This is a genomic window from Actinomadura sp. SCN-SB, assembly GCF_043906805.1.
Taxonomy (GTDB): domain Bacteria; phylum Actinomycetota; class Actinomycetes; order Streptosporangiales; family Streptosporangiaceae; genus Spirillospora.
Genome location: NZ_JBIMPP010000030.1, coordinates 19,857 through 40,600 on the forward strand (window position 1 = coordinate 19,857; position 20,744 = coordinate 40,600).

The window sequence follows — 20,744 nt, forward strand, 5'->3', positions numbered from 1 at the left end:
GGCTGCTCTCAGATCCGCAGTTCCATCCCGTCCACGGCCACCTCCATGCCGTGGCTCTCGACGGCCCGCCGTTCGGGCGAGTCCTCGATCAGGATCGGGTTGGTGTTGTTGATGTGGAGATAGAGGGTGCGCCGGGCGGCGGGCGGCGAGGACAGCCGGGCGAGGCTGCCGTCCGGCCCGCCGATGGGCATGTGCCCCATGTCCCGTGACGTCCTGGCGGCCAGGCCGAGCCGGATCAGCTCGTCGTCGCTCCAGCAGGTCCCGTCGACGAGCAGGCAGTCGCAGCCGTCCACCGCCTCCAGCACCCCGGGCGTCAGCTCCTGGACGCCCGGCAGGTAGACCACCGACCGGCCGTCCTCGCCGCTCAGCCGGTAGCCGACCACCCGTCCGGGCGCGTCATCGGGGCCGAACCGCGCCCGCTTCGTCGTCGGCACGTCGAAGGCCCGGTACGACAGCCCGTCGCACAGCGCGACATCGTCACCCGGCACGACCGGATGCCAGGTGACCGGGCAATAGGTCTCCAGCGTCCGGAGCAGCGAGTTCACGTCGTGCAGGGCCTCGTACACGGCCTCGGTGCAATGGAGCCGGAGCCCGCGTCCCTCTCGCAGCAGGAGCAGTCCCAGCGTGTGGTCCAGCTCCGCGTCGGTCAGCAGCACCGCCTCCAGCGGGACGGCCCGTCCAGCGGACGGCCGCAAGGCCGGGGAGCGTTCGATCTGGGCGTGCACATCGGGTGAGGCGTTGAGAAGGAACCACCGCCGGTGGTCGGGGCTCACCGCGATGGACGACTGGGTACGGGGCCGTGCGGGCCTGGAGCCGGTCCGTACCGCGGCGCACGGCGGGCAGGCGCAGTTCCACTGCGGGAATCCCCCGCCGGCCGCCGATCCGAGCACGCGCACCCACAACTCGATCACCTCTCCGCGCACCGGGCGGGCGGCGCCCGGCATCACCGCCGGACGCCTCCCGCCGCGCCTGGACCGCCAGGGGGCCGGCTAGTCGTCATCGAAGTCCAACACGCCGAAGTACGCGGTCACCTCGGCGGAGACACCGACCTCTTCGAAGGCGGGGGTCTCCCACTCGGACAGGTCGGGCCGGGGGGCGACGCTCTCGCGCTCCATACCTTTCACCATGCCTTTCACCTCCTCCCTCGTTGTCTCGGGGCCGTTCGGGCGTGGGTGTGCGGGCGTCGCTAGTCGGGCAGGGCGAACGCGAAGAGCGCGGCGCCGTGGGTCCCGGCGAGCATGCCGGGCGCGAAGCCCTCGATCCAGCCGCCCCAGCCGCTCGGCACCGCGATGTACTGCCGTCCGCCCACGCTGTAGGTGGACGGGCTGCCGTGGTGGCCGCTGCCGCACTGGAACTGCCACAGCAGCTCGCCGGTACGGGCGTTCAGCGCGTTGAACTCCCCGGTGGGCTCGCCCGCGAACACCAGGTCGCCCGCCGTGGCCAGCACCGACGCGCACATCGGCACCTCGTTGCGCCAGCGCCACACCTCCCGGCCGGTGGCCGGGTCGAAGGCGCTGATCGAACCCGCCATGCCCTCGGTGTCCACGGCGACGCCCGCGCCCCAGTACGGGATCCCCTCCTTGAACTCCCTGCGCCGCCGCGTCGCGGTCGCGCCGACGTCCTGCACAGGGACGTAGAAGAGCCCCGTCCGCGGGCTGTAGGCGTTGTGCGTCCACTCCTTGCCGCCGCCCGGCCCGGGGTAGAAGTGGACCGGCACGCCTTCCTCGTCGGGGTACTTGTGGACCTCGATCTGCCCCTTGGAGTCCACCGTCCCCCAGTCGATCCGGTCGACGAACGGGAACACCCTTTCCACCGCGCCGTTGGTGCGGTCGAGAATGTAGGCGTAACCGTTCTTATTAAAATGCCCCAGGAATTTGCGGCCGTCCATTTCGAAGAGGGTGTTCTCCGAAATGCTGTCGTAGTCCCACAGGTCGTGCGGATTGTGCTGGTAGTGCCAGACCAGTTCCCCGTTGTCGGGGTTCACCGCGATGCAGCTGTCGGTGTAGAGGTTGTCGCCCGGCCGCACGTCGCCGTCGAAGTCGGGCGCGGGGTTGCCGGTCCCGGTGTACAGCAGGTTGAGCTCCGGGTCGTAGGTGGGCGTGATCCACGGGTTGCCGCCGCCCCGCGCCCACTGCTCGCCGTCGGCCGGCCAGGTCTCGGAGCCGGGCTCGCCCGGCTCCGGGATCGTGTACGTGCGCCACCGGCGCTCGCCCGTCTCCAGGTCGAACGCGTCGAGATGCCCGCGCACACCGAACTCGCCGCCCGCGCTGCCGACGATGACCATGTCCTTGACGACCAGGGGGGCCAGCGTGGCGCTCTCGCCGGCCCGCACGTCGCCGTTGGTGCGGTCCCACACGACCTTGCCCGTCTCCGCGTCGAGCGCGATGACATGCGCGTTCGGCGTGACCATGTAGACCTTGCCGTGCGCCACCGCGACGCCGCGGTTGACGTTGCCGCAGCACAGGGAGGTGTCGAACGGCGTGGCGTGCTTGTACCGCCACAGCTCCTTGCCGGTCACCGCGTCCAGGGCCCAGCAGTAGCCGTCCCAGCCGGTGACGTACATGACGCCGTCCACCACGATCGGGGACGCCTCGAACGCGTACGTCGACCCACCCGCCTGCAACCCGGCGGACCCGCACTGGAACACCCAGGCGGGGGTGAGGCGCCGCACGTTGTCGACGTTGATCTGCTCCAGCGGCGAGTACCGCTTCCCGTCGTAGGCGCCGAAGTAGGTGAGCCAGTTCTGCGGCTCCGAGCGCGCGTGCAGCAGACGCTCGTAGCCGACGTTGGTCACGGCCGGCGGCGCGCTCCCGACCACCCCGCTCAGGGACGACCAGTCGACGGCCTTCCCCGCGTCCACATATTCCGCCATCAACTGCTCCTTTCTACGGTCGTGGCTGGGCCGGCCGGTCGAGTTTGGCGTCGTCGGGGACCTCGCCCATCACGACGATGGCGCCGGTGAGGCCGCGTCCCTCGTCGTTGCCGGTGGGCGAGCCGTACCAGTAGTAGCCGGGGCCGTCGAGCTTCAGGCTCGCCGTGCCGCGCGAATGGTTCACCAGCCAGATGAACTGATGGTCGCCATTGCTCGGGAAGAGCGCGCAATGGGTGTTCTTGTCGTCGTTGTAGATCTCGATGTCGAGGTCGCCCCCATGGGGGATGACGAGCACCGAGGGGTCGTAGACCAGCTGGTCCTCCCTGATCCGGATGGTGGCCTTCATCCGGCCGTCGGGGCCCTCCTCGGCCTTGCCGATGTTGCCGGTGGCCAGCACCCGGCCCAGCGCGGCCCCGTTCTGCCTGTCCAGCCCGATCTCGCTCACCAGCGCGGATCGCTCGTCCGTGGGGGTCGCCATCACTTCACCTCCCAGTCGAAGCTGCTTCAGCTCGCCGTCCATGGCCACGCACGTGGCCGGTAACACACGTCGTCATCGGTCGCGGGGTCGGTCGCGGGCGCCGTCAGAGGCCGGGTCCCAGGCCGCTGTCGGGCTTGAGGATGACCTTGGTGTAGCCCTCCACCCGCTGGTCGAATTTCTGGTACGCGATGGGCGCCTCCTGGAGAGGGAGTTGGTGGGAGACCACGAAGCCGGGGGCCGCCCGGCCCTCGCTGATGAGGTCGCGGAGCCGCCGGTTGTAACGCTTGACGTTCGCCTGCCCGGTGCCGACGCGCAGGCCCTTCTCGAACAGCCGCCCGACCGCGACGGCCAGCACGCCCCGCTTGGCGGCCTCGTCCACCCCGCCCGGGTCGGACGGCACGTACAGGCCGGGCACGCCCAGCGCGCCGGTCGCGCGGACGGTGTCGACGAGCTGGTTCAGCACGGCTGCGGGGTCCTCCCGGGCCTGGCCGTCCTCCCCGCCGACGAGGGCCTGGTAGCCGACGGCGTCGATGCCCTTGTCGGTGCCCTCGCCGCCGGTCTGGTCCCTGATCTGCTCGACGGGGTCCCCCGCGGAGAAGTCGACGGGGATCGCGCCGATCCCGCGCGCCTTGGCGAGCCGTTCCGGGACGCGGTCGACCACGAAGACGCGGGACGCGCCGCGCAGCAGCGCCGAGTAGGCGGCCATCAGCCCCACCGGTCCCGCCCCGTACACCGCCACCGTCTCGCCCGGCGACACGCCAGCCAGCTCGCAGCCGTGGTAGCCGGTGGGGAAGATGTCGGCGAGCAGCGCGTAGTCGGTCTCGTGGTCGGTGCCGGGCGGCAGCTTCAGGCAGTTGAAGTCGGCGAACGGGACGCGCAGGTACTCGGCCTGCCCGCCGGGGTACGGGCCCATCGCGACGTAGCCGTAGGCGCCGCCGGCGAAGCCCGACGGGTTGACGGTGAGGCAGAAGCCGGTGAACCCGGCGAGGCAGTTCTTGCAGAAGCCGCAGGCCACGTTGAACGGCATCACCACCCGGTCGCCCCGTTCCAGGGTGGTGACGCCGCTGCCCACCTCGTCGATGACGCCGAGGTTCTCGTGGCCGAGCACCAGTCCCGGCTCCGCGGCGGTCCGCCCCTCGTACATGTGCAGGTCCGACCCGCAGATGCAGGCCGAGGTGATCCGGACGATCACGTCGTTGGGCTGCTCGATCCGGGGGTCGGGCACCTCTTCGACGGCCACTTCGAAGGGCTTCCGGTACACCACGGCACGCATGCCCGCAACACCCCTTTTCTTCGCTTCCGTACCTTTTTCGCCCTTGGAGGGCCGTTACGTGGGAGCTAGCCTGGGCCTGAACCGGTGTGCACGGCGGCCCCGCGTCACGTGGTCGGTCCGTCCGAATGATCACGATCCTCGGACAGACCTCTCCACCACCCAAGGGAGCTGGGATGAACGGCGCGACAGACCCAACGAACGGCGGCTCCACCGCAACGAGCGGGATCGCCCTCGCGGGCGACAATCTCAAGATCACCACGGCGGCCTGGGAACGGTTCGCCGCCGGTGACGACAGCGTCCAGGGCGTCCGGCCGGAGATCCTGATGTCCTGGTACCGGTGCCGGGAGGAGTACGAGGTCGATCCCGGCCTGGAGAAGGCGCCCGCCGCGTCCGAGGACAGCTCCCACACCATCGACAACGACGTGGTGTTCGCCGAGCTCGGCGGCCTGGCCACCACCGCCGCCACCGAGGTGGACGGACTGGACGGCATCGTCACCGTGGCCGACCCCGACGGGCGCATCCTCGCCTCCTGGGGCAGCCGGCGGATCCTGCACCTGGCCGCCGACAGCAACCTGGCGCCCTGGTCCACCTGGTCGGAGTGGGCGACCGGCACCAACGGCATGGGCACCGCCCTGGAGAGCCACCGCCCGATCATGGTGCGCGGCCCCGAGCACTGGTGCCGCGGCTTCCACCCGTGGGTGTGCGCGGGCGTCGCCGTCCGGGACGTCGTGACCCAGGACCCGCTCGCCGTCCTCAACATCTCCTGCTGGAAGACCCCGCTGTCGGACGACGTCCTGCCCTGGCTGCGCAAGGTCGCCGCCGCCACCGAGGCCAAGCTGCGGCAGCGCGCCTACGACAGCGGCGCGATGCTGGCCGCCTCCATCACCGACGCCCGCGTCCCGCCCGGCACGCCCCTCACCGCGGTCGATCCCGCCGGGAAGGTCGTGCTCGCCAACAGCGAGGCCGCGGTCCTGCTGGGCACGCCCGCCGACACCCCCGCCTACGCGCCCGCGCACCGCTGGACGCCCCAGCTCCCCACGCTGCCCCGGCTGGCCCGCCGCGCCGTCGAGCGCGCCCGCCAGGACCCGCACTGGACGGGCGTCACCCAGGTCTTCGTGCCCTTCCTCGGCACTCCGATCTCGGTGGCCGTCCGCCCCGTCTTCGCCGCGACCCGGGTGATCGGGCTGCTGATGGCGTTCGGGTCCCCCGGCGACCAGCCGCCCTTCGGAGGCTCGTCCGGCGACCCCCTGCTCGGCTCACCGCCGCCTCCGCCCCGCTCGTTCCCCGCCCGGGTGGTGGCGCTCCGGGACGACCGGTGGGTCCTGCTCGACCCGCGCGAGATCCGCTACGCCGAGGCCGACCACAACAACGTCTGGCTGACCAGCGACCAGGGCAGGCTGCTCTCCGCCACCCGCGGCCTCGACCGGCTCGAACGGCAACTGGAGGACAAGGGCTTCCTGCGCGTCCACCGCCGCTTCCTGGTCAACCTGGGACGGATACGGGAGATCGAGCGCGGCTTCAAGGGCACGCTTCTCCTCTGCACGGACTCCCGCGCCCACGAGACCGTCCCCGTGGCGCGCCGCCACGCGCCCTACCTCCGCCAGGCGCTGGGCCTGTGAGGTAGTGCCCTTATGCGTCGCCCTCTTGGAGGTGGCGGCCGAGGAAGTCGATGACCCCCGTGATCGCGCGTTCCTGCACCGGGTCCACCGACGTGCCGTGCGGGAAGATGTAGCCGTGCAGGTCGTGGTCCCAGGAGACCCACTCGGCGGGTTTGCCCGACTCGGCCAGCAGGTCGTAGCTGACCCGGAAGATGCCTTGCAGGTGGTCGTCGTCCCGGCCCATCACGAGGATGGGGATCGTGATGGGCGCGATGCGCTCCAGGGCCAGCCGCTCGTTGACGCGCTTGCGCACGGCGGCCGGGGACCGCATCTGCATCTCCTCGATGTCGCGCATCGCGGTGTCGGGGTTGACGGTCACGGTGTGGTCGGTGCTCAGGTCGAGGAACTCGTGGTTGGCGGGTTCGCAGGCGACCCCGCACACGACGGCGTCCGGGAAGGCGGACGCGAGCTTGAACAGCATCTCCCCCGCGTGGCTGACGCCGACATGGGCGATCCGGGCCGCGTCGATGTCCGGCAGGGCGCGGACGTGCTGGAGGATCGCCAGCTCGTCCTCGAACTCCAGCGGCGAGCGGTTGAACAGGTCCATGCCCTGGCGGCGGTCGCGGACGAGCGGGCCGCCCCGGTGATAGCCCAGCTCGACCTCGGCGCGGTACCGGGCCCAGGCGCACGCGTACCCCGCCTCCAGCAGCCTTTCGGTGATGTACGCGTAGTTGTGGACGCGGTCACGCAGCCACTCCAGCCCGCCCCCGCCGTTCCCGTACGCGAGGAACACGAAGGGATGCGGGCCGGGGCCGGGCGGCGTCCGGAGAGCGTACGGGGTGTAGAGGCCGTCGAGCGTCTCGGCGAGGTAGTACCGCACCGGAACGGCGGAGCCCTCGACCCGCTCGACGGCGGCGGGCCGGCCCACCGGCCAGTGCGCCGGCCCGTCCGGAAGGTCGATGGCGGTCACGACCTCGCCCAGTAGTCCGGGCTGCTCTTGGTCTTCTCCTGCTCCTCGGGGGTGCGGAAGCCGGGTGCCAGCGACGCGTCGGTCCCCGCCAGGTACTGGTGGTGGTCGATGTCCAGGAGGCGCAGCCAGCTCTGCTGGCCGAAGGTCAGCGCCACGAAGCAGCCGAGCTCCACCAGTTCCGGCTCGGTGAAGTGCCGGTGCATGCGCTCCCAGAACTCGTCGTCGACGTCGAGCCGCCACGCGATCGCCTCGGTGTAGGCGAGCGCGGCCTTCTGCCGCTCGTCGTAGCGGTCGGACGACTCGAAGTTGAGGAGCTCGTCGTACTGCTGCTCCAGAAGACCCTGGGTGCTGGCCTGGATCGAGCGCTGGTTGCCGCAGAACTCGCACTTGACCGTGCGGGAGACGTAGACGCGGCAGAGCTCCTTGATGGCGTGGTCCACCACCCCCTTGCGGAAGATCGCCTCCCATGAGTCCGTGAACGCCCAGAACGCGTTGGGCGCGTGCGCCCGGACGGCGGAGCTCTCCGGACGCGGCGTGCCCTCACGCGCGCACCGGCGCATCTCCTCCCGCATCCGCTCGTCCATCGCCTCCAGCGGGACGTATCCGATCCGTGGCATGACTCACCTCTTCTGGAGCTCGTCCAGTGCCCTCAATGGATCCGATACTCACTATGAACCGCCGGAACGCACTCGTCCAGCAGCAATTTTGGCCGACTTACGGCGAGCAACTCTCAAAATGGATCCATCTTCCCGGGATCAGGGGTCCGTGCCGCGCGCGTCCCGCGTGGCCGGCGTGACCCGCGTGGCGGCGGTGAAGCGGCGCCCCCAGTCATGGACGTGGTCGAGCAGCTCGGGCGGGGACACCACCTGGAAGCCGGCGCCGACCACGCCGAGAGCGAAGGCGACCCAGTCCAGCGAGTCGGTGGCCAGCCGCACGCGGCAGCGCCCGGCGCCGGCCTCCTCCACCGTGGCCCACCGCCCGATCCGCGCGCTCACCGTCTCGGCGGGCGCGTCCACCAGCACCTCGACATCGTGAACCGACCACAGGTCCTCGATGCGGGCGCGGACGAACGCGGCGGCGTCCGGCGCGGGCGGCTCACGCGGCCGGAACCGGGCGCCGGTGCCGCGCGGCGACGAGAGCCGGTCGAGCCGGAAGCTGCGCCAGTCGTGCCGGTCCAGGTCGTAGCAGACCAGATACCAGCGGCGCCCGAGGGACACCACACGATGCGGTTCGACCTCCCGCTCGGTCTCGTGACCGTCCGCGGCGGTGTAGGAGAAGCGGAGCCGTTCGGAGTCCCGGCAGGCGAGCGCCACGCCGGTGAGGACGGACGGATCCACGTTCATCGGCGCCCCCGCGTCCCAGGCGGCCGGGACGGTCATCGCGGCCAGCGCCTCCACCCTGCGGCGCAGCCGGGACGGCATCACCTGCACCACCTTCGCCAGCGCCCGCACCGAGGCGTCTTCGAGTCCCCCGACCGTGCCCTGCGCGGCCGTCTGCAACCCGACGGCCAGGGCCACCGCCTCGTCGTCGTCCACCAGCAGCGGCGGCAGCGCCGCCCCCGCCGCCAGCTCGTAGCCGCCCTCCACGCCACGCCGTGCCCGCACGGGATACCCCAGCTCGCGCAGCCGGTCGATGTCCCGGCGCAGGGTGCGCTGCGAGACCCCGAGCCGTTCGGCCAGTTCGGGGCCCGGCCAGTAGCGCCGCTTCTGCAGCAACGCCAGCAGCCGCAAGGTCCGTGTGCCCGTGCTCGCCATGCGCCGAAGTCTGCCGCACATTGAGGCCGGAAACTGACCGCTATCCCTTTTAGCGTGCTCTCGACAACGAGCCGACCTGCAACGAAAGGGCACCTTCCATGACTTCGACCCAGGCCCCGTCCGTGACCGGTGAGCGCGCCGACCTGCTGGCGACGCTGGAGAAGCACCGCCATCTCCTGCGCTTCACCACCCGCGGCCTGGACGACGAACAGGCCGGCCGCCGCACCACCGTCAGCGAGCTGTGCCTCGGCGGCCTGATCAAGCACGTGGCGAAGGTCGAGGAGTACTGGGCCCGCTTCATCGTCGACGGCCCCTCACCGGAGGACGACTTCGACACCATGACCGAGGAGGACTGGGCGAGCCGCGCCGCCCAGTTCCGGATGCTCCCCGGCGAGACCCTGGCGGGCGTCCTGGAGGACTACGCGAAGGCCGCGCACCGCACCGACGAGGTGATCGCCGGGCTCCCCGACCTGGACCGCTCGCACCCGTTGCCGAACGCCCCGTGGAACCCGCCGGGCGAGCGCTGGTCCGCGCGCCGCGTCATCCTGCACCTCATCGCCGAGACCGCCCAGCACGCCGGGCACGCCGACATCCTCCGCGAGTCCCTGGACGGCGCCAGGTCCATGGGCTGAGGCTCCCGCCCCGAGGTCGTCAGAGGACTCCGCCGGCGTCGAGGACCTGGGTGGTCCCGGTGATGTACTTCGCCTCGTCGGACACCAGGAAGAGGACCAGGTCGGACACGTCCTCCGGCTCCAGGGCGCCGATCGGGAGGCGGTTGAGGGTACGGGCCGCCTCCTCGAAGTCGGCGCGGGTCGGGGCGTCCAGGTCGGGACGGAACACGCGGAACGTGGCCTCGTTCAGGATCATGTCCGTGGCGACCGCCGTCGGGTGGACGGTGTTGACCCTGATGCTGTGCGAAGCCAGCTCCTTGGCCAGGACCTTCATCAGCATGACCAGCCCGGCCTTGGCGGCCGAGTAGTGCGCGGTGTTCTCGTGGGCGTGGATCGCGGCGACCGAGCTGGTGATGACGACCGAGCCGCCGCGCCCGCCGGCGACGATGTGCCGGACGGACGCCTTCAGGGTCTTCCACACCCCGGTCAGATTGATGTCGATCATGTCCTGCCAGGTGTCGTCGCTCATCAGCAGCGTCGGCGCCGGGCTGGAGATGCCGGCGTTGGCCAGCACGATGTCGAGCCGCCCGAACAGGTCGACGCCCTCCTTGACGGCGGCGGCCAGGGCGTGCGAGTCCCGGACGTCGGCGTCGCGGGCCACGATCCGGCCGCCCGCGTCCTCGACCAGCCGGACGGTCTCCGCCAGGTCCTCGGCCGTGGCGAGCGGGTAGGGGACGGACTCGACCTTCGCCGTGGTGTCGGTCGCGATGATGGCGGCGCCCTCCCGCGCGAGCCGTAACGCGTGGCTGCGGCCCTGGCCCCGCGCCGCCCCGGTGATGAACGCGACCTTCCCGTCCAGCTTGCCCATGACCGTCTTCTCCCCTTCACCGCGGAACCGCCCTGAACGGAGGTTATGGCGGCGGCACCGGCCACGCACGCCCCTTCCGTACATCTGTGTCCCTGCTTGTGCGTCAGCCTCCTATTCCGGTGAGGGCCACCATCAGGGGCAGGCCCAGGATGATGAGGAGCGCGCCGATGACGTCGAACGTGAACCCGGACCGGATCATCGTCGTGATGGGGACGACGCCGGACCCGTAGGCGATCGCGTTCTGCGGCGTGGACACCGGCAGCATGAAGCCGAACGAGGCGGCGAACGTGGCGGCCAGGGCCGGGACGAACGGATCGACCTGGGCCGCGGCGGCGATCGGAATGATGATCGGCACCACCACGGCGGCCGACGCGGTGAGCAGGCCGCCGACGCCGGCGCCGTACGCGAGCATCAGCACCAGCGCGGCGCCGACGCGGAGACGCGCGGGGTCGAAGCCGGGGGCGACCATGCCGCGGTCCTGGAGCATCTTGGCGATGACGGTGAGCAGGCCGAGCGCGGTCGGCAGCAGCATCGCGACGGTCGTGGTGTTGGACACGAACGCCGACAGCAGGCAGGTGATCACGCCGAACGCGACGATCAGCCGGAACGTGGACCGGCCGACCCCCGGCAGCGACAGCACGAAGAACGCGAACCGCCGCGCCACGCCGTGCTTCAGCATCGCCTGGGCGAGGATGAACGCGCCGATGAACATGAAGATGGTGGGCGAGCCGAACGGCGAGAGCGCGTCGTCCGGCGGCACCACGCCGAACACCACGATCGCCGCGACGCCGATGAGCCCGCCGACCGGGATCGGCACCGGCTCGGTCACCCACAGGACGATCACGCCGAGCAGGATCCCCGCGAGGGTCTGCTGGGACGGCGCCATGTCCAGCGGCAGGGCGAGGAAGACGGCGGCCACCAGCGGCGCCAGCCACAGCCCCGTGGTGCGGCGCGCCCGTTCAAAACGTTCCTCGGCGGGCGAGAGCCGCTGCTCGCCGAGGCTGCGGTAGGTGGCCTGGCCCATGAGGGCCTTGGTGACGTCCGTCCGCCCGGAGGCGTCGACCAGGGTGGACGGGCCGGACGGGCCTTCGGCCCGGCCGGCGGGGGGCGGTTGGACGGGGTTGGGGGCGGTGGGGGCTACGCCGGGCTGTCGCGGCTCGGTCTCGTCGGATTTCATGGGAGCACTCCTCGGAGCCTGAACCCGCCTTCTGGCGGCGTCCTTCAGTTGTTATGGATCCCCCGTGTCCCAGGTCACATTCAAGGGGGAGTGCCCTGACCGAATCCAGACGCGTCGGCTACAGGACTCATAGGCGATGCCTATACGCGCCCGCGCACCCGTTGATCCAATCGTCGTCATGACGAGCGCACATCACCACATCGCCCTGATCCCCGGCGACGGCATCGGCCGGGAGGTCGTCCCGGCGGCGCGGCGGGTCCTGGACGCCGTGGGCGAGCGGCACGGCGTCACCCTCGCCTACACCGAGTTCGACTGGTCGTGCGAGCGGTACCTGAGCCAGGGCGCCATGATGCCCGAGGACGGCCTGGACCGGCTCCGCGAGCACGACGCGATCCTGCTGGGCGCGGTCGGCCACCCCGGCGTGCCCGACCACGTCTCGCTGTGGGGGCTGCTGATCCCGATCCGGCGCCGCTTCCACCAGTACGTCAACCTGCGTCCCATCCGCGTGTTCGAGGGTGTGCGGAGCCCGCTGCGCGGCGCCCGCCCGGGAGGCGAGGACGGCGGCGTGGACTTCGTGGTGGTCCGGGAGAACGTGGAGGGCGAGTACAGCGAGATCGGCGGGCGGATCTACCGCGGCACCCCCGAGGAGGCCGCCGTCCAGGAGTCGGTGTTCACGCGCGCCGGGGTCACCCGCATCCTCGACTACGCCTTCGACCTGGCCGGGCGGCGGCGCGGGCGGCTGACGTCGGCGACCAAGTCCAACGGGATCGTGCACACCATGCCGTTCTGGGACGAGCTGGTCGCCGAGCGCGCCGCCGCCCATCCCGGCGTGACCTGGGACCAGGAGCACATCGACGCCCTGGCCGCCAAGTTCGTGCTGCGGCCCGAGCGGTTCGATGTGGTCGTCGCGTCCAACCTGTTCGGTGACATCCTCAGCGACCTGGCGGCGGCGGTCGCGGGGAGCATCGGCATCGCGCCGTCGGCCAACCTCAACCCCGAGCGCCGGTTCCCGTCCATGTTCGAGCCGGTGCACGGCTCGGCACCGGACATCGCGGGACAGGGCATCGCGAATCCGCTGGGGACGGTCTGGTCGGCCGCCATGATGCTCGACCACCTGGGCCACCCGGAGGCCGCGGACGCCGTCACCGGCGCGATCACGACGGTCCTGGCCGAGAGCGACGTCCGCACCCCCGACCTGGGCGGCACGGCCACCACCGCCGAGTTCACCGATCGGCTCGTCGCGGCCCTGTGAACGCCGGGCCGGTCAGGCGGTGAACAGGACGAGGTTCACATAGCGCGGCCCCGGGCGCACCACCCGGCTCAGCAGGCCCCGCGTCGCCTGCGCCGCGGTCTCCCTCTGCCGGGCGATCAGGTCGTCGATGTCGAGAGGCGTCCACCGCCCGTCGACGAGCACCCGGCCCTTGTACCCCCAGCCCTCCAGCAGCGCGACGACGGGCCTGACGGGCCGGCGGTGCTCCTCCAGCTCGACGAGGATCGCCGGCCGGTCCCGCTCGATCGTCGCCCGCGCGCCGTGCAGGGCGGGCAGCTCGTGGCCCTCGATGTCCATCTTGATGAAACGGACGTCGCTCAGCCCCAGGCTGTCGATGGTCACCTTCGGGACCCGGACGGGACGGCCGATGCGCCGTTCCACCGAGGCGACGCCCACCAGCACCGACGACGGGACCCACAGCTCCGCCTGCCCGCACTCGTCCGACGCGGCGGCATGGACGATCTCGCAGCGGGGGAAGGCGCGCCGCAGCAGCCGCACCAGTTCCGGGGCGGCCTCCAGCGTCACCACCCGGTCGGCCGAGCGCGCGAGCCTGGCGGTCCAGGGCCCGAACCATCCGCCCACGTCGACGGCCGTCCCGCCGGGGGTCACGAACTCTTCGGCCCGCGCCAGCTCCGGTTCGATCCGCGGGTAGACGGCCCGGACCGCGACGCCGATCATCCGCGGCGGGACGGCGCGCGCCACACGGTGCACGACGCGAGGTGGCGGGCCGCTCCGGGGCGCGGATTCCTGAGCCTGCACCGTCCTCGCCTCCGAACCGCCTCGACCGGAACACCGAACCGCCGACGTCGGAGGCAGGAAGGGAGCGGATGCCCTCGCTGGATGGCCTCATGCCCATACGTCGCTGAACGATCCGGAGGCTAGCCAGGCCGGAGCCCGGCGGCAATATCACCCGGCACAACGAATGCGTCACGGAAACACCCCGCTCACGGCGTCCCCCGCCGGCCGTGGCCGGTGGCGGTCTTGATCCGGCGACGCGGACCACGGATTCTTGAGGCGGAGGTGACCGCCGTGGGTTCCGGCTACCGGGTGCTCAGCGACGAGCAGGTGGAGCATTTCCTCGCCAACGGCTACGTCGTCGTCCGCGGCTGCTTCTCGGCCGACGACGCCGAGGAGTTCACCAGCACCCTGTGGACGCGGCTCGGCTACGACCCCGACGACAGGACGACCTGGGCGGAGCCCTCGGTCCACATGCCGGACCACCGGGAGATGGACATCAGGCGGTTCGCGCCCAAGGCATGGCTGGCGGTCTGCGACCTCCTCGGCGGCGAGGAACGCATCGCGCAGCCCTACAACTGGACGGACGGCTTCATCGTCAACTTCGGCGAGGGCGCCGACCGCCCCTGGTCACCGGCCTCGCCCGACTCACCCGGATGGCACAAGGACGGCGACTTCTTCCGGCACTTCCTCGACTCGCCCGAACAAGGACTGCTCACGCTCGTGCTGTGGTCGGACGTCCGGCACCAGGGCGGGGCCACGTTCGTCGCGGCGGACTCGGTCGGTCCCGTCGCCCGCTACCTCGCCGAGCACCCCGAGGGCGTCCACCCCGAGGACTTCCCCTACCGGGAGCTGATCGGCCAATGCTCGCGGTTCGTGGAGGCGACCGGGCGGCTCGGGGACGTGTACCTGATGCACCCGTACGTCCTGCACGCGCGGGCGCAGAACGTGCTGCGCCTGCCGCGCGTCATCACCAACCCGCCGGTCACGCTGGCCGAGCCGATGCGGTTCGACCGGCCCGACCCCCGCGACTTCTCCCCCGTCGAACGGGCCGTGCTGCGCGCCCTCGGCACCGACCGGTACGCGTTCCACCCGACGCGGCCCCGCGAGCGGATCGTCCCGGAACGGGTCCGCCGCCACGAGCGGATGAGAGCCGAGGAACGGGCGCGCCTGACCGGCTGACCCGGCGGCACGCCCGACCCCGGCACGGCCCTGATCCGGGCGTCCCCGTCCTGGGGGCAAGACGCCGGTCATGGCGGCCCGCGAACGTCAGCAGGTGCCGAGCATCGAGGTGAGCGCGCTCTTCTCCGCGCTGTCGACGGTGAGGCCGTAGAACCACTTCACCTGGATCCAGGCGCGAGCGTAGGCGCAGCGGAACGAGGCGCGCGGCGGCTGCCACTGCGCCGGGTCCTTGTCGCCCTTGGACTGGTTGACGTTGTCGGTGACCGCCCACAGCTCGGGGCCGCCCAGGTCGTTGGCGTACGACTCGCGGCGCGCGGTCGTCCAGCTCCACGCGCCGGACGCCCACGCCTCCGACAGCGGCACCATGTGGTCGATGTCCACGTCGGACGCCGATGACCAGGTGGCGCCGTCGTATGGGGAGAACCAGGTCCCGGACGTGGCCGCGCAGGAGGAGTCGGTGACCACGTTCGTGCCGTCCCGCTTGAGGACCTCTTCTCGGGTGTTGCACGCGCCGGACACGGTGCTCCAGTGCGGGAACAGGTCGCGGTCGTAGGAGTCGCCGTGCGACTCGGCGGCGACGGTCAGCTGGGCCAGGCGGGACGCCGCGGTGGCGGCGGACGGGATGTTCGGCGGGGTGGCGGACGCGGGCGCCGGCACGGCGCCGATCAGGGCGGTGCTGATCAGCATGCTGATCGAGACGGCGCCCAGGGCGCGGGCGAGCGGGAGCGGTCGTCGCATCGGGGAGTGCCCTTCTGCGGCCGTGCCCGGCCAGGGGTCGGATCCCCCGGTGAGAGCGGGCCCGGCGGCACTGCGACGGTGACATTTCGGTCAATTTCCATAAATATCACCACTTGCCTAAACGACTCCGCGCGCGTGGTCGGACACTGCCGGTCACCGCCCGCGCCCGGCCCGGGGAGACGTGGGTCAGCCGATGACGCCGCCGTCATGGCGGCCGCCGCCGTCCTCGCCGGACAGGTGGCGGGTGAACGCCTCCATGACGTCGTCCGGATGGACGGCCAGCCAGTCCGCCTGCACGAACACGTGCGCCCCGAACCGCTCCCGGAGCCGTCCGGCCGCGCCTCCCGAGGGCGCGTCCACCCCGGGGGCCAGCGTGATGCCGTAGAGGAGGCGACCTCCGGCCGGCAGCGGGTCGACGGACTCGACGTCGTCCCAGGCGACGTCGATCCGGTTGCCCGGCGCCCGGAGGTGGAGCCGGCCGGAGGTCATGGCCAGGTGGCACCGGAGCGTCAGGCGCCGTACGGCGAGCACCGCCATCGGCGCCATCACCAGGCTCCACACGCCCATCGCGAAGGCGAACCCGTACTCGCCGGCGGCCAGGCCCAGCACGATGCCCAGCAGGCCGCCGAGCGTCACCAGCAGCGTGAAGGCGGCCTGGGCGGCGAACCGCCACCGCGCGAACGGGATCACCAGGGCGCGGACCGGCCCATCGCCGAGCTCGATCTCCCGCTCCTCGGGCTTTCCGTTCCAGCGCGGCGGAGCCGCGAGCGGCGCGAACACCAGCAGCGCCGCCCCGAACAAGGCGAACGGCACCGGCCCGTAAAGCGGGCCACCGGCCAGCGCGAGCGCGCAGGCCCCGGCGATGGACACCAGCCCCACCAGGGCCGTGACCACGGCCTGCGCGGACGAGCCGGACCGGTTCACAGGAACACCTCTCATGGATCGGGCGATCCTCTCGAAGCGGTCATCCTGCCATGGCCGAAACATTCCCGCCGACCGGCGGGCACCGGGAGAATGGCGGTCATGCTCGACGCACAGCGCGCGGCCATCGCCGACGAACTGGAGATGCGCGGGTCACCGCTGTGCGACTGCGCCGGACACGGCCCGGCGGTCGGCCGGACGACCGGTGCCGCGATCGCCCATCACTGCTGGTGCGCCGCGGTGCGCGCGTCCGCCCTGGCGCGGCGCGCGGCGTCCGCCACCCGGCACGCCCGGGAGTGCGGCTGCTCGGACGCCGACCGGGAGGCCGCGCTGTTCTGGGAGGGCGAGTTCCAGGCCCGCCGCCCCGGCGGCCGGGCCCCCGGCCCCGGCGCCTGCTGACCTCAGTCGCCGGGTGGCAGATGCTCCTCGGCCCAGGACGAGATCTGCTCCAGGGCGGGCATGAGGGCCGCGCCGCGATCGGTGAGCGCGTAGGAGACGCCGACCGGCGGCCCCTCGGCGACGGTCCGCTCGATGAGGCCGGCCCTGCACAGGTCGGCGAGCCGGTCGGACAGCACGGAGTCGGAGATCCCGCCGATCGCCCGTGACAGCTCGCGGAAGCCCGCCGGCCCCTCGCGCAGGGAGCCGAGGACGACGGCGTTCCAGCGCTTCCCCAGGAACTCGAAGGCGCGGGCGAGCGCGGCGTCGGCGCGGACGCAGGCGTGGGCCACCGAGCCGCGCCCGGTGGCAGTGGCGTTGGCGGTGGTCCGTTTCGCAGTCCTTGCCATGCCTCTAGACTAGCGCGCACGATGTCACTAGGAATTTAGAAGTGACTAGCAATGTTGCAGGGTCTACGGGTCTGAGTGAAGGGAATAGAGGAGAGATGTCCGACTACGGGCACGAGCTGGAGTTCGGGGCCTTCATCACCCCGTCCAACGCGGAGCCGCGGCAGGTCGTGGAGCTGGTACGGACCGCCGAGGCCGCGGGCCTGGACCTGGCGACCTTCCAGGACCACCCCTACCAGCCGCGTTTCCTGGACACCTGGACGCTGCTGTCCTACGTGGCCGCGCGCACGGACCGGATCCGCCTGTCCGGCAACGTGCTGAACCTCCCGCTGCGCCCACCGGCGGTGCTGGCGCGGGCGGCGGCCAGCCTGGACCTGCTCAGCGGGGGCCGGTTCGAGCTGGGTCTGGGAGCAGGTGGTTTCTGGGACGCCATCGAGGCCATGGGCGGGCGGCGGCTCACCCCCGGGCAGGGCGTCGACGCGCTCAGCGAGGCGATCGACGTGATCCGGGGCGTGTGGGACGCCGGCAACAAGGAGCGCTTCCGGGTGGACGGCGAGTACTACCAGGTGAACGGGGCCAAGCGCGGCCCGGCACCGGCACACGACATCGGGATCTGGCTGGGCGCGTACAAGCCGCGCATGCTGCGGCTGACCGGCGCCAAGGCCGACGGCTGGCTGCCCAGCCTCGCCTACGTCCAGGGGCTGGACGAGCTGGCCGCCGACAACCGGATCATCGACGAGGCCGCCGAGGAGGCCGGGCGGTCACCGGCGGCGGTACGGCGGCTGATCAACGTCGGGGGCCGCTTCGGGCACGCCCGCGGCGACCGGCTGCTGGCCGGACCTCCCGCGCAGTGGGCCGAGCAGCTGACGGCGCTGACGCTGGAGTACGGGTTCGGCACCTACATCCTGGCCGGCGACGACCCCACCGCGCTCCAGATCTTCGGCCGCGAGGTCGCCCCCGCGGTGCGCGAGCTGGTCGCGGCCGAAAGGAAATGACCATGGACTACGGGCACCCCCTGCGGTTCGGGACGTTCCTGACACCTGCGAGCGACGACCCGCAGGCACCGGTCGAGCTGGCCGCGCTGAGCGAGGATCTGGGGTTCGACCTGGTCACCTTCCAGGACCACCCCTACCAGCCGCGTTTCCTGGACACCTGGACGCTGCTGTCCTACGTGGCCGCGCGCACCGAACGCATCCACCTGGCCGCCAACGTCCTGAACGTGCCGCTGCGCCCCGCGCCGGTGCTGGCACGCGCGGCGGCCAACCTCGACCTGCTGTCCGGCGGGCGCGTCGAGCTGGGCTTGGGCGCCGGCGCCGCCCCGTACCGGGACGCCGCGCAGGCCATGGGCGCCGAGCGGCTGACGCCCAGCGAGGCGGTGGACGCGCTGGAGGAGGCGATCGAGGTCATCCGGGGCCTGTGGGCGGGCGCCGACCGCTCCCCACTGCGCTACTCCGGCGACCACTACCGGCTGGACGGGGCCGAGCGCGGACCGGCGCCCGCGCACACCGTCCCGATCTGGATCGGCGCGCTGAAGCCCCGGATGCTGCGGCTCATCGGGCGGGCGGGCGACGGCTGGCTGCCGACCCTGCGGTTCCTGCCGCCAGGCGGGCTCGCCGAAGGAAACGCGATCATCGACTCGGCCGCCGAGGAGGCCGGCCGCGACCCGCGCGAGATCCGGCGGCTGCTGAACGTCGAGCCGTTCGACGGGCCGGGCGACCAGTGGGCCGCGCGGCTGCTCCCGCTCGCCGTGGACCACGGCGTCGGCACGTTCATCCTCATGTCGGACGACCCGGCGACGATGACGCGGTTCGCCCGCGAGGTCGTCCCGGCGCTGCGCGCGGCGGTGGACGCCGAACGCTCCGCCCGCGGCGTGCGCACCGGTACCGTCCCCAGCCTCTTCGTCCGCGAGCGGCGGCATCGCGGCATCGACTACGACGCGGTCCCCGCGTCCCTCAAGGACCTGGCGGTCGAGCCGGGGGACGCCGCGTACGCGAGGGTCCGCTCGAACTACCTGCGGGGCGGCTCACCCGGGCTCGTCCTGCGGCCCCGCACCCCGGCGGAGGTCGCCGACGCCCTCGCGTACGCGCGCACGCAGCCGGTGAAGCTGTCGATCCGCAGCGGCGGGCACGGCATCAGCGGACGGTCCACCAACCATGGCGGCATCATCATCGACGTGGGCGCGCTCAACGCCATCGAGGTCCTCGACAAGGACACCCGGCGCGTCCGCATCGGGCCGGGCGCGCGCTGGCGGGACGTCGCGGCGGCGCTCGCACCCCACGGCTGGGCGCTCACCTCGGGCGACTACGGCGGTGTCGGCGTCGGCGGGCTCGCCACGGCCGGCGGGATCGGCTGGCTCGTCCGCGAGCACGGCCTCACCCTAGACCACCTGCGCGCCGCCGAGCTGGTGCTGGCGGACGGGTCCCTCGTGCGGGCGAGCGAGACCGAGAACCCCGACCTGTTCTGGGCGGTGCGCGGCGCGGGCGCCAACTTCGGCGTCGTCACCTCCTTCGAGTTCGAGGTGGACGAGGTCGGTGACGTGGCCTTCGGGCAGTTCGTGTTCGACGCGTCCGACACCGCGGGCTTCCTGCGCGCCTGGGGCGCCGCGATGGAGGCCGCGCCGCGCGACACGACCACCTCGGTCATCATGGGGGCGCCGCGTCCCGGGATGCCGCCCATCGCCCAGGTGATGGGGGTGGTCGACAGCGACGACCCGGAGACGGTGGTCGAACGCCTCAAGCCCATCGCCGAGGCGGCGCCGCTGCTGGACTACTCCATCGAGATCAAGCCGTACGCGGCGGTGATGGACGCGCCGCCGTCCGCCCACGAGGCGCAGGGCGAACCGGTCACCCGCGCCGGGCTGGCCGAGCATCTCACGCCCGAGCTGGCGGAGGCGGCCGCGGCGCTGGTGCGCAGCGGGCAGGTGTACTTCTTCCAGATCCGTTCCATGGGAGGCGCCTCCGCCGACGTGCCGGCCGACGCCACCGCGTTCGCCGGACGGTCCGCCAACTTCCAGCTGAGCGCCTTCGGCGCGAACCGGCAACGGCTGAACCGCGCGTGGGAGGCGCTGAGCCCCCACATCTCCGGGACGTACCTCAGCTTCGAGACCGACACCCGTACGGAACGGCTGCTTGAGGCATGGCCCCCGGAGACGCTGCGGCGGCTGCGCGAGCTCAAGCGCCGCTACGACCCGGACAACGTCTTCCGGGACAACTTCAACATCCGCCCCGACGGCGACTGAGCCGTCCCGGGACCGCCGTCTCGCCGCCCGGCCGCCGGGGGACGATCAGTCGCCCTCGTCCTTCAGCCGGGCGGCGAGCCGGTGGTCGATCCGGATGTCGCGGTAGACGGTGCCCGGTTCCGTGCTGCCGGGCAGGTTGGTCCGTTCGGTACGGATCTCGGAGTCGCCGTCCGGGGACGTGTGGGTGTTCTCCTCGATCTCCGGCTTTTCGTGGACGACCAGCTCGTCGGCCCGCGCCGAGGCGCTGATCTCCACGTCGGGTTCCCGTTCGGGCATG

General features: G+C 72.1%; 22 protein-coding genes. 7 read left to right on the forward strand and 15 right to left on the reverse strand.

Annotation, left to right across the window (positions count from 1 at the left end):
• Window positions 1-8: 8 nt before the first annotated feature.
• The 5 genes from pqqB to ACGWYJ_RS20235 form a co-directional block, all read right to left on the reverse strand.
• The gene (gene pqqB, locus ACGWYJ_RS20215; RefSeq protein WP_395107772.1) at window positions 9-944 is read right to left on the reverse strand and encodes a pyrroloquinoline quinone biosynthesis protein PqqB; all 936 of its coding nucleotides are present in this window, start codon (window positions 942-944) and stop codon (window positions 9-11) included.
• 45 nt (window positions 945-989) lie between these two features.
• Window positions 990-1,127 (reverse strand): pyrroloquinoline quinone precursor peptide PqqA, encoded by a 138-nt coding sequence (gene pqqA, locus ACGWYJ_RS20220; protein WP_395107681.1) that lies wholly within the window; start codon window positions 1,125-1,127, stop codon window positions 990-992.
• 59 nt (window positions 1,128-1,186) lie between these two features.
• Window positions 1,187-2,872 carry a PQQ-dependent dehydrogenase, methanol/ethanol family gene (locus ACGWYJ_RS20225; protein ID WP_395107683.1) on the reverse strand — a complete coding sequence of 562 codons (1,686 nt, stop codon included), beginning with the start codon at window positions 2,870-2,872 and terminating at the stop codon, window positions 1,187-1,189.
• 13 nt (window positions 2,873-2,885) lie between these two features.
• Window positions 2,886-3,350, reverse strand: coding sequence for an MSMEG_3727 family PQQ-associated protein (locus ACGWYJ_RS20230; RefSeq protein WP_395107685.1), 465 nt, complete (start codon window positions 3,348-3,350; stop codon window positions 2,886-2,888).
• A 103-nt stretch (window positions 3,351-3,453) separates the two neighbouring features.
• Window positions 3,454-4,623 (reverse strand): glutathione-independent formaldehyde dehydrogenase, encoded by a 1,170-nt coding sequence (locus tag ACGWYJ_RS20235; RefSeq protein WP_395107686.1) that lies wholly within the window; start codon window positions 4,621-4,623, stop codon window positions 3,454-3,456.
• Between the two features lie 173 nt (window positions 4,624-4,796).
• On the opposite strand from ACGWYJ_RS20235, the gene ACGWYJ_RS20240 reads away from it, so the two are divergent.
• Window positions 4,797-6,242 carry a LytTR family transcriptional regulator DNA-binding domain-containing protein gene (locus ACGWYJ_RS20240; protein WP_395107687.1) on the forward strand — a complete coding sequence of 482 codons (1,446 nt, stop codon included), beginning with the start codon at window positions 4,797-4,799 and terminating at the stop codon, window positions 6,240-6,242.
• Window positions 6,243-6,252: 10 nt separating this feature from the next.
• Here ACGWYJ_RS20240 and ACGWYJ_RS20245 read toward each other — a convergent pair whose 3' ends face one another.
• The 3 genes from ACGWYJ_RS20245 to ACGWYJ_RS20255 form a co-directional block, all read right to left on the reverse strand.
• A complete protein-coding gene (locus ACGWYJ_RS20245; protein ID WP_395107688.1) occupies window positions 6,253-7,191 on the reverse strand; it encodes an alpha/beta hydrolase family protein in 939 nt (312 codons plus the stop codon).
• Window positions 7,188-7,808: a carboxymuconolactone decarboxylase family protein gene (locus ACGWYJ_RS20250; protein ID WP_395107690.1), complete on the reverse strand. Its 621-nt coding sequence runs from the start codon at window positions 7,806-7,808 to the stop codon at window positions 7,188-7,190. The genes ACGWYJ_RS20245 and ACGWYJ_RS20250 overlap by 4 nt, the downstream gene beginning before the upstream one ends.
• 138 nt (window positions 7,809-7,946) lie before the next feature.
• On the reverse strand, window positions 7,947-8,945 hold the full coding sequence (locus ACGWYJ_RS20255) for a helix-turn-helix transcriptional regulator (protein ID WP_395107693.1): 999 nt from the start codon (window positions 8,943-8,945) through the stop codon (window positions 7,947-7,949).
• Between the two features lie 98 nt (window positions 8,946-9,043).
• Between ACGWYJ_RS20255 and ACGWYJ_RS20260 the strand changes: the two genes are divergently transcribed.
• Complete coding sequence (locus ACGWYJ_RS20260) at window positions 9,044-9,577, forward strand: DinB family protein (RefSeq protein WP_395107694.1); 534 nt, start codon at window positions 9,044-9,046, stop codon at window positions 9,575-9,577.
• A gap of 19 nt (window positions 9,578-9,596) precedes the next feature.
• Here ACGWYJ_RS20260 and ACGWYJ_RS20265 read toward each other — a convergent pair whose 3' ends face one another.
• Entirely contained in the window at window positions 9,597-10,424 is an 828-nt protein-coding gene (locus ACGWYJ_RS20265; RefSeq protein WP_395107695.1) for a mycofactocin-coupled SDR family oxidoreductase, read from the reverse strand.
• A 103-nt stretch (window positions 10,425-10,527) separates the two neighbouring features.
• Window positions 10,528-11,601, reverse strand: a complete 1,074-nt coding sequence (locus ACGWYJ_RS20270) for an SLC13 family permease (RefSeq protein WP_395107696.1) — start codon at window positions 11,599-11,601, stop codon at window positions 10,528-10,530.
• 178 nt (window positions 11,602-11,779) lie between these two features.
• On the opposite strand from ACGWYJ_RS20270, the gene ACGWYJ_RS20275 reads away from it, so the two are divergent.
• Entirely contained in the window at window positions 11,780-12,853 is a 1,074-nt protein-coding gene (locus tag ACGWYJ_RS20275; RefSeq protein ID WP_395107697.1) for a tartrate dehydrogenase, read from the forward strand.
• A 12-nt stretch (window positions 12,854-12,865) separates the two neighbouring features.
• Here ACGWYJ_RS20275 and ACGWYJ_RS20280 read toward each other — a convergent pair whose 3' ends face one another.
• Window positions 12,866-13,582, reverse strand: coding sequence for an FkbM family methyltransferase (locus ACGWYJ_RS20280; RefSeq protein ID WP_395107698.1), 717 nt, complete (start codon window positions 13,580-13,582; stop codon window positions 12,866-12,868).
• Between the two features lie 318 nt (window positions 13,583-13,900).
• On the opposite strand from ACGWYJ_RS20280, the gene ACGWYJ_RS20285 reads away from it, so the two are divergent.
• On the forward strand, window positions 13,901-14,788 hold the full coding sequence (locus ACGWYJ_RS20285; RefSeq protein WP_395107700.1) for a phytanoyl-CoA dioxygenase family protein: 888 nt from the start codon (window positions 13,901-13,903) through the stop codon (window positions 14,786-14,788).
• Window positions 14,789-14,875: 87 nt separating this feature from the next.
• Here the strand turns inward: ACGWYJ_RS20285 and ACGWYJ_RS20290 are convergent, their stop codons facing one another.
• Together ACGWYJ_RS20290 and ACGWYJ_RS20295 are read right to left on the reverse strand one after the other, a co-directional pair.
• A complete protein-coding gene (locus ACGWYJ_RS20290; RefSeq protein WP_395107701.1) occupies window positions 14,876-15,526 on the reverse strand; it encodes an HNH endonuclease family protein in 651 nt (216 codons plus the stop codon).
• Window positions 15,527-15,712: 186 nt separating this feature from the next.
• Entirely contained in the window at window positions 15,713-16,465 is a 753-nt protein-coding gene (locus tag ACGWYJ_RS20295) for a hypothetical protein (RefSeq protein ID WP_395107702.1), read from the reverse strand.
• Window positions 16,466-16,549: 84 nt separating this feature from the next.
• Between ACGWYJ_RS20295 and ACGWYJ_RS20300 the strand changes: the two genes are divergently transcribed.
• Entirely contained in the window at window positions 16,550-16,846 is a 297-nt protein-coding gene (locus ACGWYJ_RS20300; RefSeq protein WP_395107705.1) for a hypothetical protein, read from the forward strand.
• Window positions 16,847-16,848: 2 nt separating this feature from the next.
• Here ACGWYJ_RS20300 and ACGWYJ_RS20305 read toward each other — a convergent pair whose 3' ends face one another.
• Window positions 16,849-17,232: a winged helix-turn-helix transcriptional regulator gene (locus ACGWYJ_RS20305; protein WP_395107706.1), complete on the reverse strand. Its 384-nt coding sequence runs from the start codon at window positions 17,230-17,232 to the stop codon at window positions 16,849-16,851.
• Window positions 17,233-17,327: 95 nt separating this feature from the next.
• On the opposite strand from ACGWYJ_RS20305, the gene ACGWYJ_RS20310 reads away from it, so the two are divergent.
• Together ACGWYJ_RS20310 and ACGWYJ_RS20315 are read left to right on the forward strand one after the other, a co-directional pair.
• Window positions 17,328-18,224 (forward strand): LLM class flavin-dependent oxidoreductase, encoded by an 897-nt coding sequence (locus ACGWYJ_RS20310; protein WP_395107707.1) that lies wholly within the window; start codon window positions 17,328-17,330, stop codon window positions 18,222-18,224.
• Window positions 18,225-18,226: 2 nt separating this feature from the next.
• Window positions 18,227-20,467 carry an LLM class flavin-dependent oxidoreductase gene (locus tag ACGWYJ_RS20315; protein WP_395107708.1) on the forward strand — a complete coding sequence of 747 codons (2,241 nt, stop codon included), beginning with the start codon at window positions 18,227-18,229 and terminating at the stop codon, window positions 20,465-20,467.
• Between the two features lie 45 nt (window positions 20,468-20,512).
• On the opposite strand, the gene ACGWYJ_RS20320 is transcribed toward ACGWYJ_RS20315, so the two are convergent.
• Window positions 20,513-20,743 carry a hypothetical protein gene (locus tag ACGWYJ_RS20320; RefSeq protein WP_395107710.1) on the reverse strand — a complete coding sequence of 77 codons (231 nt, stop codon included), beginning with the start codon at window positions 20,741-20,743 and terminating at the stop codon, window positions 20,513-20,515.
• Window position 20,744 lies beyond the last annotated feature (1 nt).

Bases quoted from the DNA above. Each gene is read 5' to 3' on its own strand.
- pqqB (WP_395107772.1), bottom strand. From the start codon at position 944: ATGCCGGGCGCCGCCCGCCCGGTGCGCGGAGAGGTGATCGAGTTGTGG.
- ACGWYJ_RS20315 (WP_395107708.1), top strand. From the start codon at position 18,227: ATGGACTACGGGCACCCCCTGCGGTTCGGGACGTTCCTGACACCTGCG.
- ACGWYJ_RS20300 (WP_395107705.1), top strand. From the start codon at position 16,550: ATGCTCGACGCACAGCGCGCGGCCATCGCCGACGAACTGGAGATGCGC.
- ACGWYJ_RS20250 (WP_395107690.1), bottom strand. From the start codon at position 7,808: ATGCCACGGATCGGATACGTCCCGCTGGAGGCGATGGACGAGCGGATG.
- ACGWYJ_RS20270 (WP_395107696.1), bottom strand. From the start codon at position 11,601: ATGAAATCCGACGAGACCGAGCCGCGACAGCCCGGCGTAGCCCCCACC.
- ACGWYJ_RS20275 (WP_395107697.1), top strand. From the start codon at position 11,780: ATGACGAGCGCACATCACCACATCGCCCTGATCCCCGGCGACGGCATC.
- ACGWYJ_RS20265 (WP_395107695.1), bottom strand. From the start codon at position 10,424: ATGGGCAAGCTGGACGGGAAGGTCGCGTTCATCACCGGGGCGGCGCGG.
- ACGWYJ_RS20230 (WP_395107685.1), bottom strand. From the start codon at position 3,350: ATGGCGACCCCCACGGACGAGCGATCCGCGCTGGTGAGCGAGATCGGG.
- ACGWYJ_RS20240 (WP_395107687.1), top strand. From the start codon at position 4,797: ATGAACGGCGCGACAGACCCAACGAACGGCGGCTCCACCGCAACGAGC.
- ACGWYJ_RS20225 (WP_395107683.1), bottom strand. From the start codon at position 2,872: ATGGCGGAATATGTGGACGCGGGGAAGGCCGTCGACTGGTCGTCCCTG.
- ACGWYJ_RS20255 (WP_395107693.1), bottom strand. From the start codon at position 8,945: ATGGCGAGCACGGGCACACGGACCTTGCGGCTGCTGGCGTTGCTGCAG.
- ACGWYJ_RS20320 (WP_395107710.1), bottom strand. From the start codon at position 20,743: ATGCCCGAACGGGAACCCGACGTGGAGATCAGCGCCTCGGCGCGGGCC.
- ACGWYJ_RS20305 (WP_395107706.1), bottom strand. From the start codon at position 17,232: ATGGCAAGGACTGCGAAACGGACCACCGCCAACGCCACTGCCACCGGG.
- ACGWYJ_RS20235 (WP_395107686.1), bottom strand. From the start codon at position 4,623: ATGCGTGCCGTGGTGTACCGGAAGCCCTTCGAAGTGGCCGTCGAAGAG.
- pqqA (WP_395107681.1), bottom strand. From the start codon at position 1,127: ATGGTGAAAGGTATGGAGCGCGAGAGCGTCGCCCCCCGGCCCGACCTG.
- ACGWYJ_RS20310 (WP_395107707.1), top strand. From the start codon at position 17,328: ATGTCCGACTACGGGCACGAGCTGGAGTTCGGGGCCTTCATCACCCCG.
- ACGWYJ_RS20260 (WP_395107694.1), top strand. From the start codon at position 9,044: ATGACTTCGACCCAGGCCCCGTCCGTGACCGGTGAGCGCGCCGACCTG.
- ACGWYJ_RS20295 (WP_395107702.1), bottom strand. From the start codon at position 16,465: ATGAGAGGTGTTCCTGTGAACCGGTCCGGCTCGTCCGCGCAGGCCGTG.
- ACGWYJ_RS20290 (WP_395107701.1), bottom strand. From the start codon at position 15,526: ATGCGACGACCGCTCCCGCTCGCCCGCGCCCTGGGCGCCGTCTCGATC.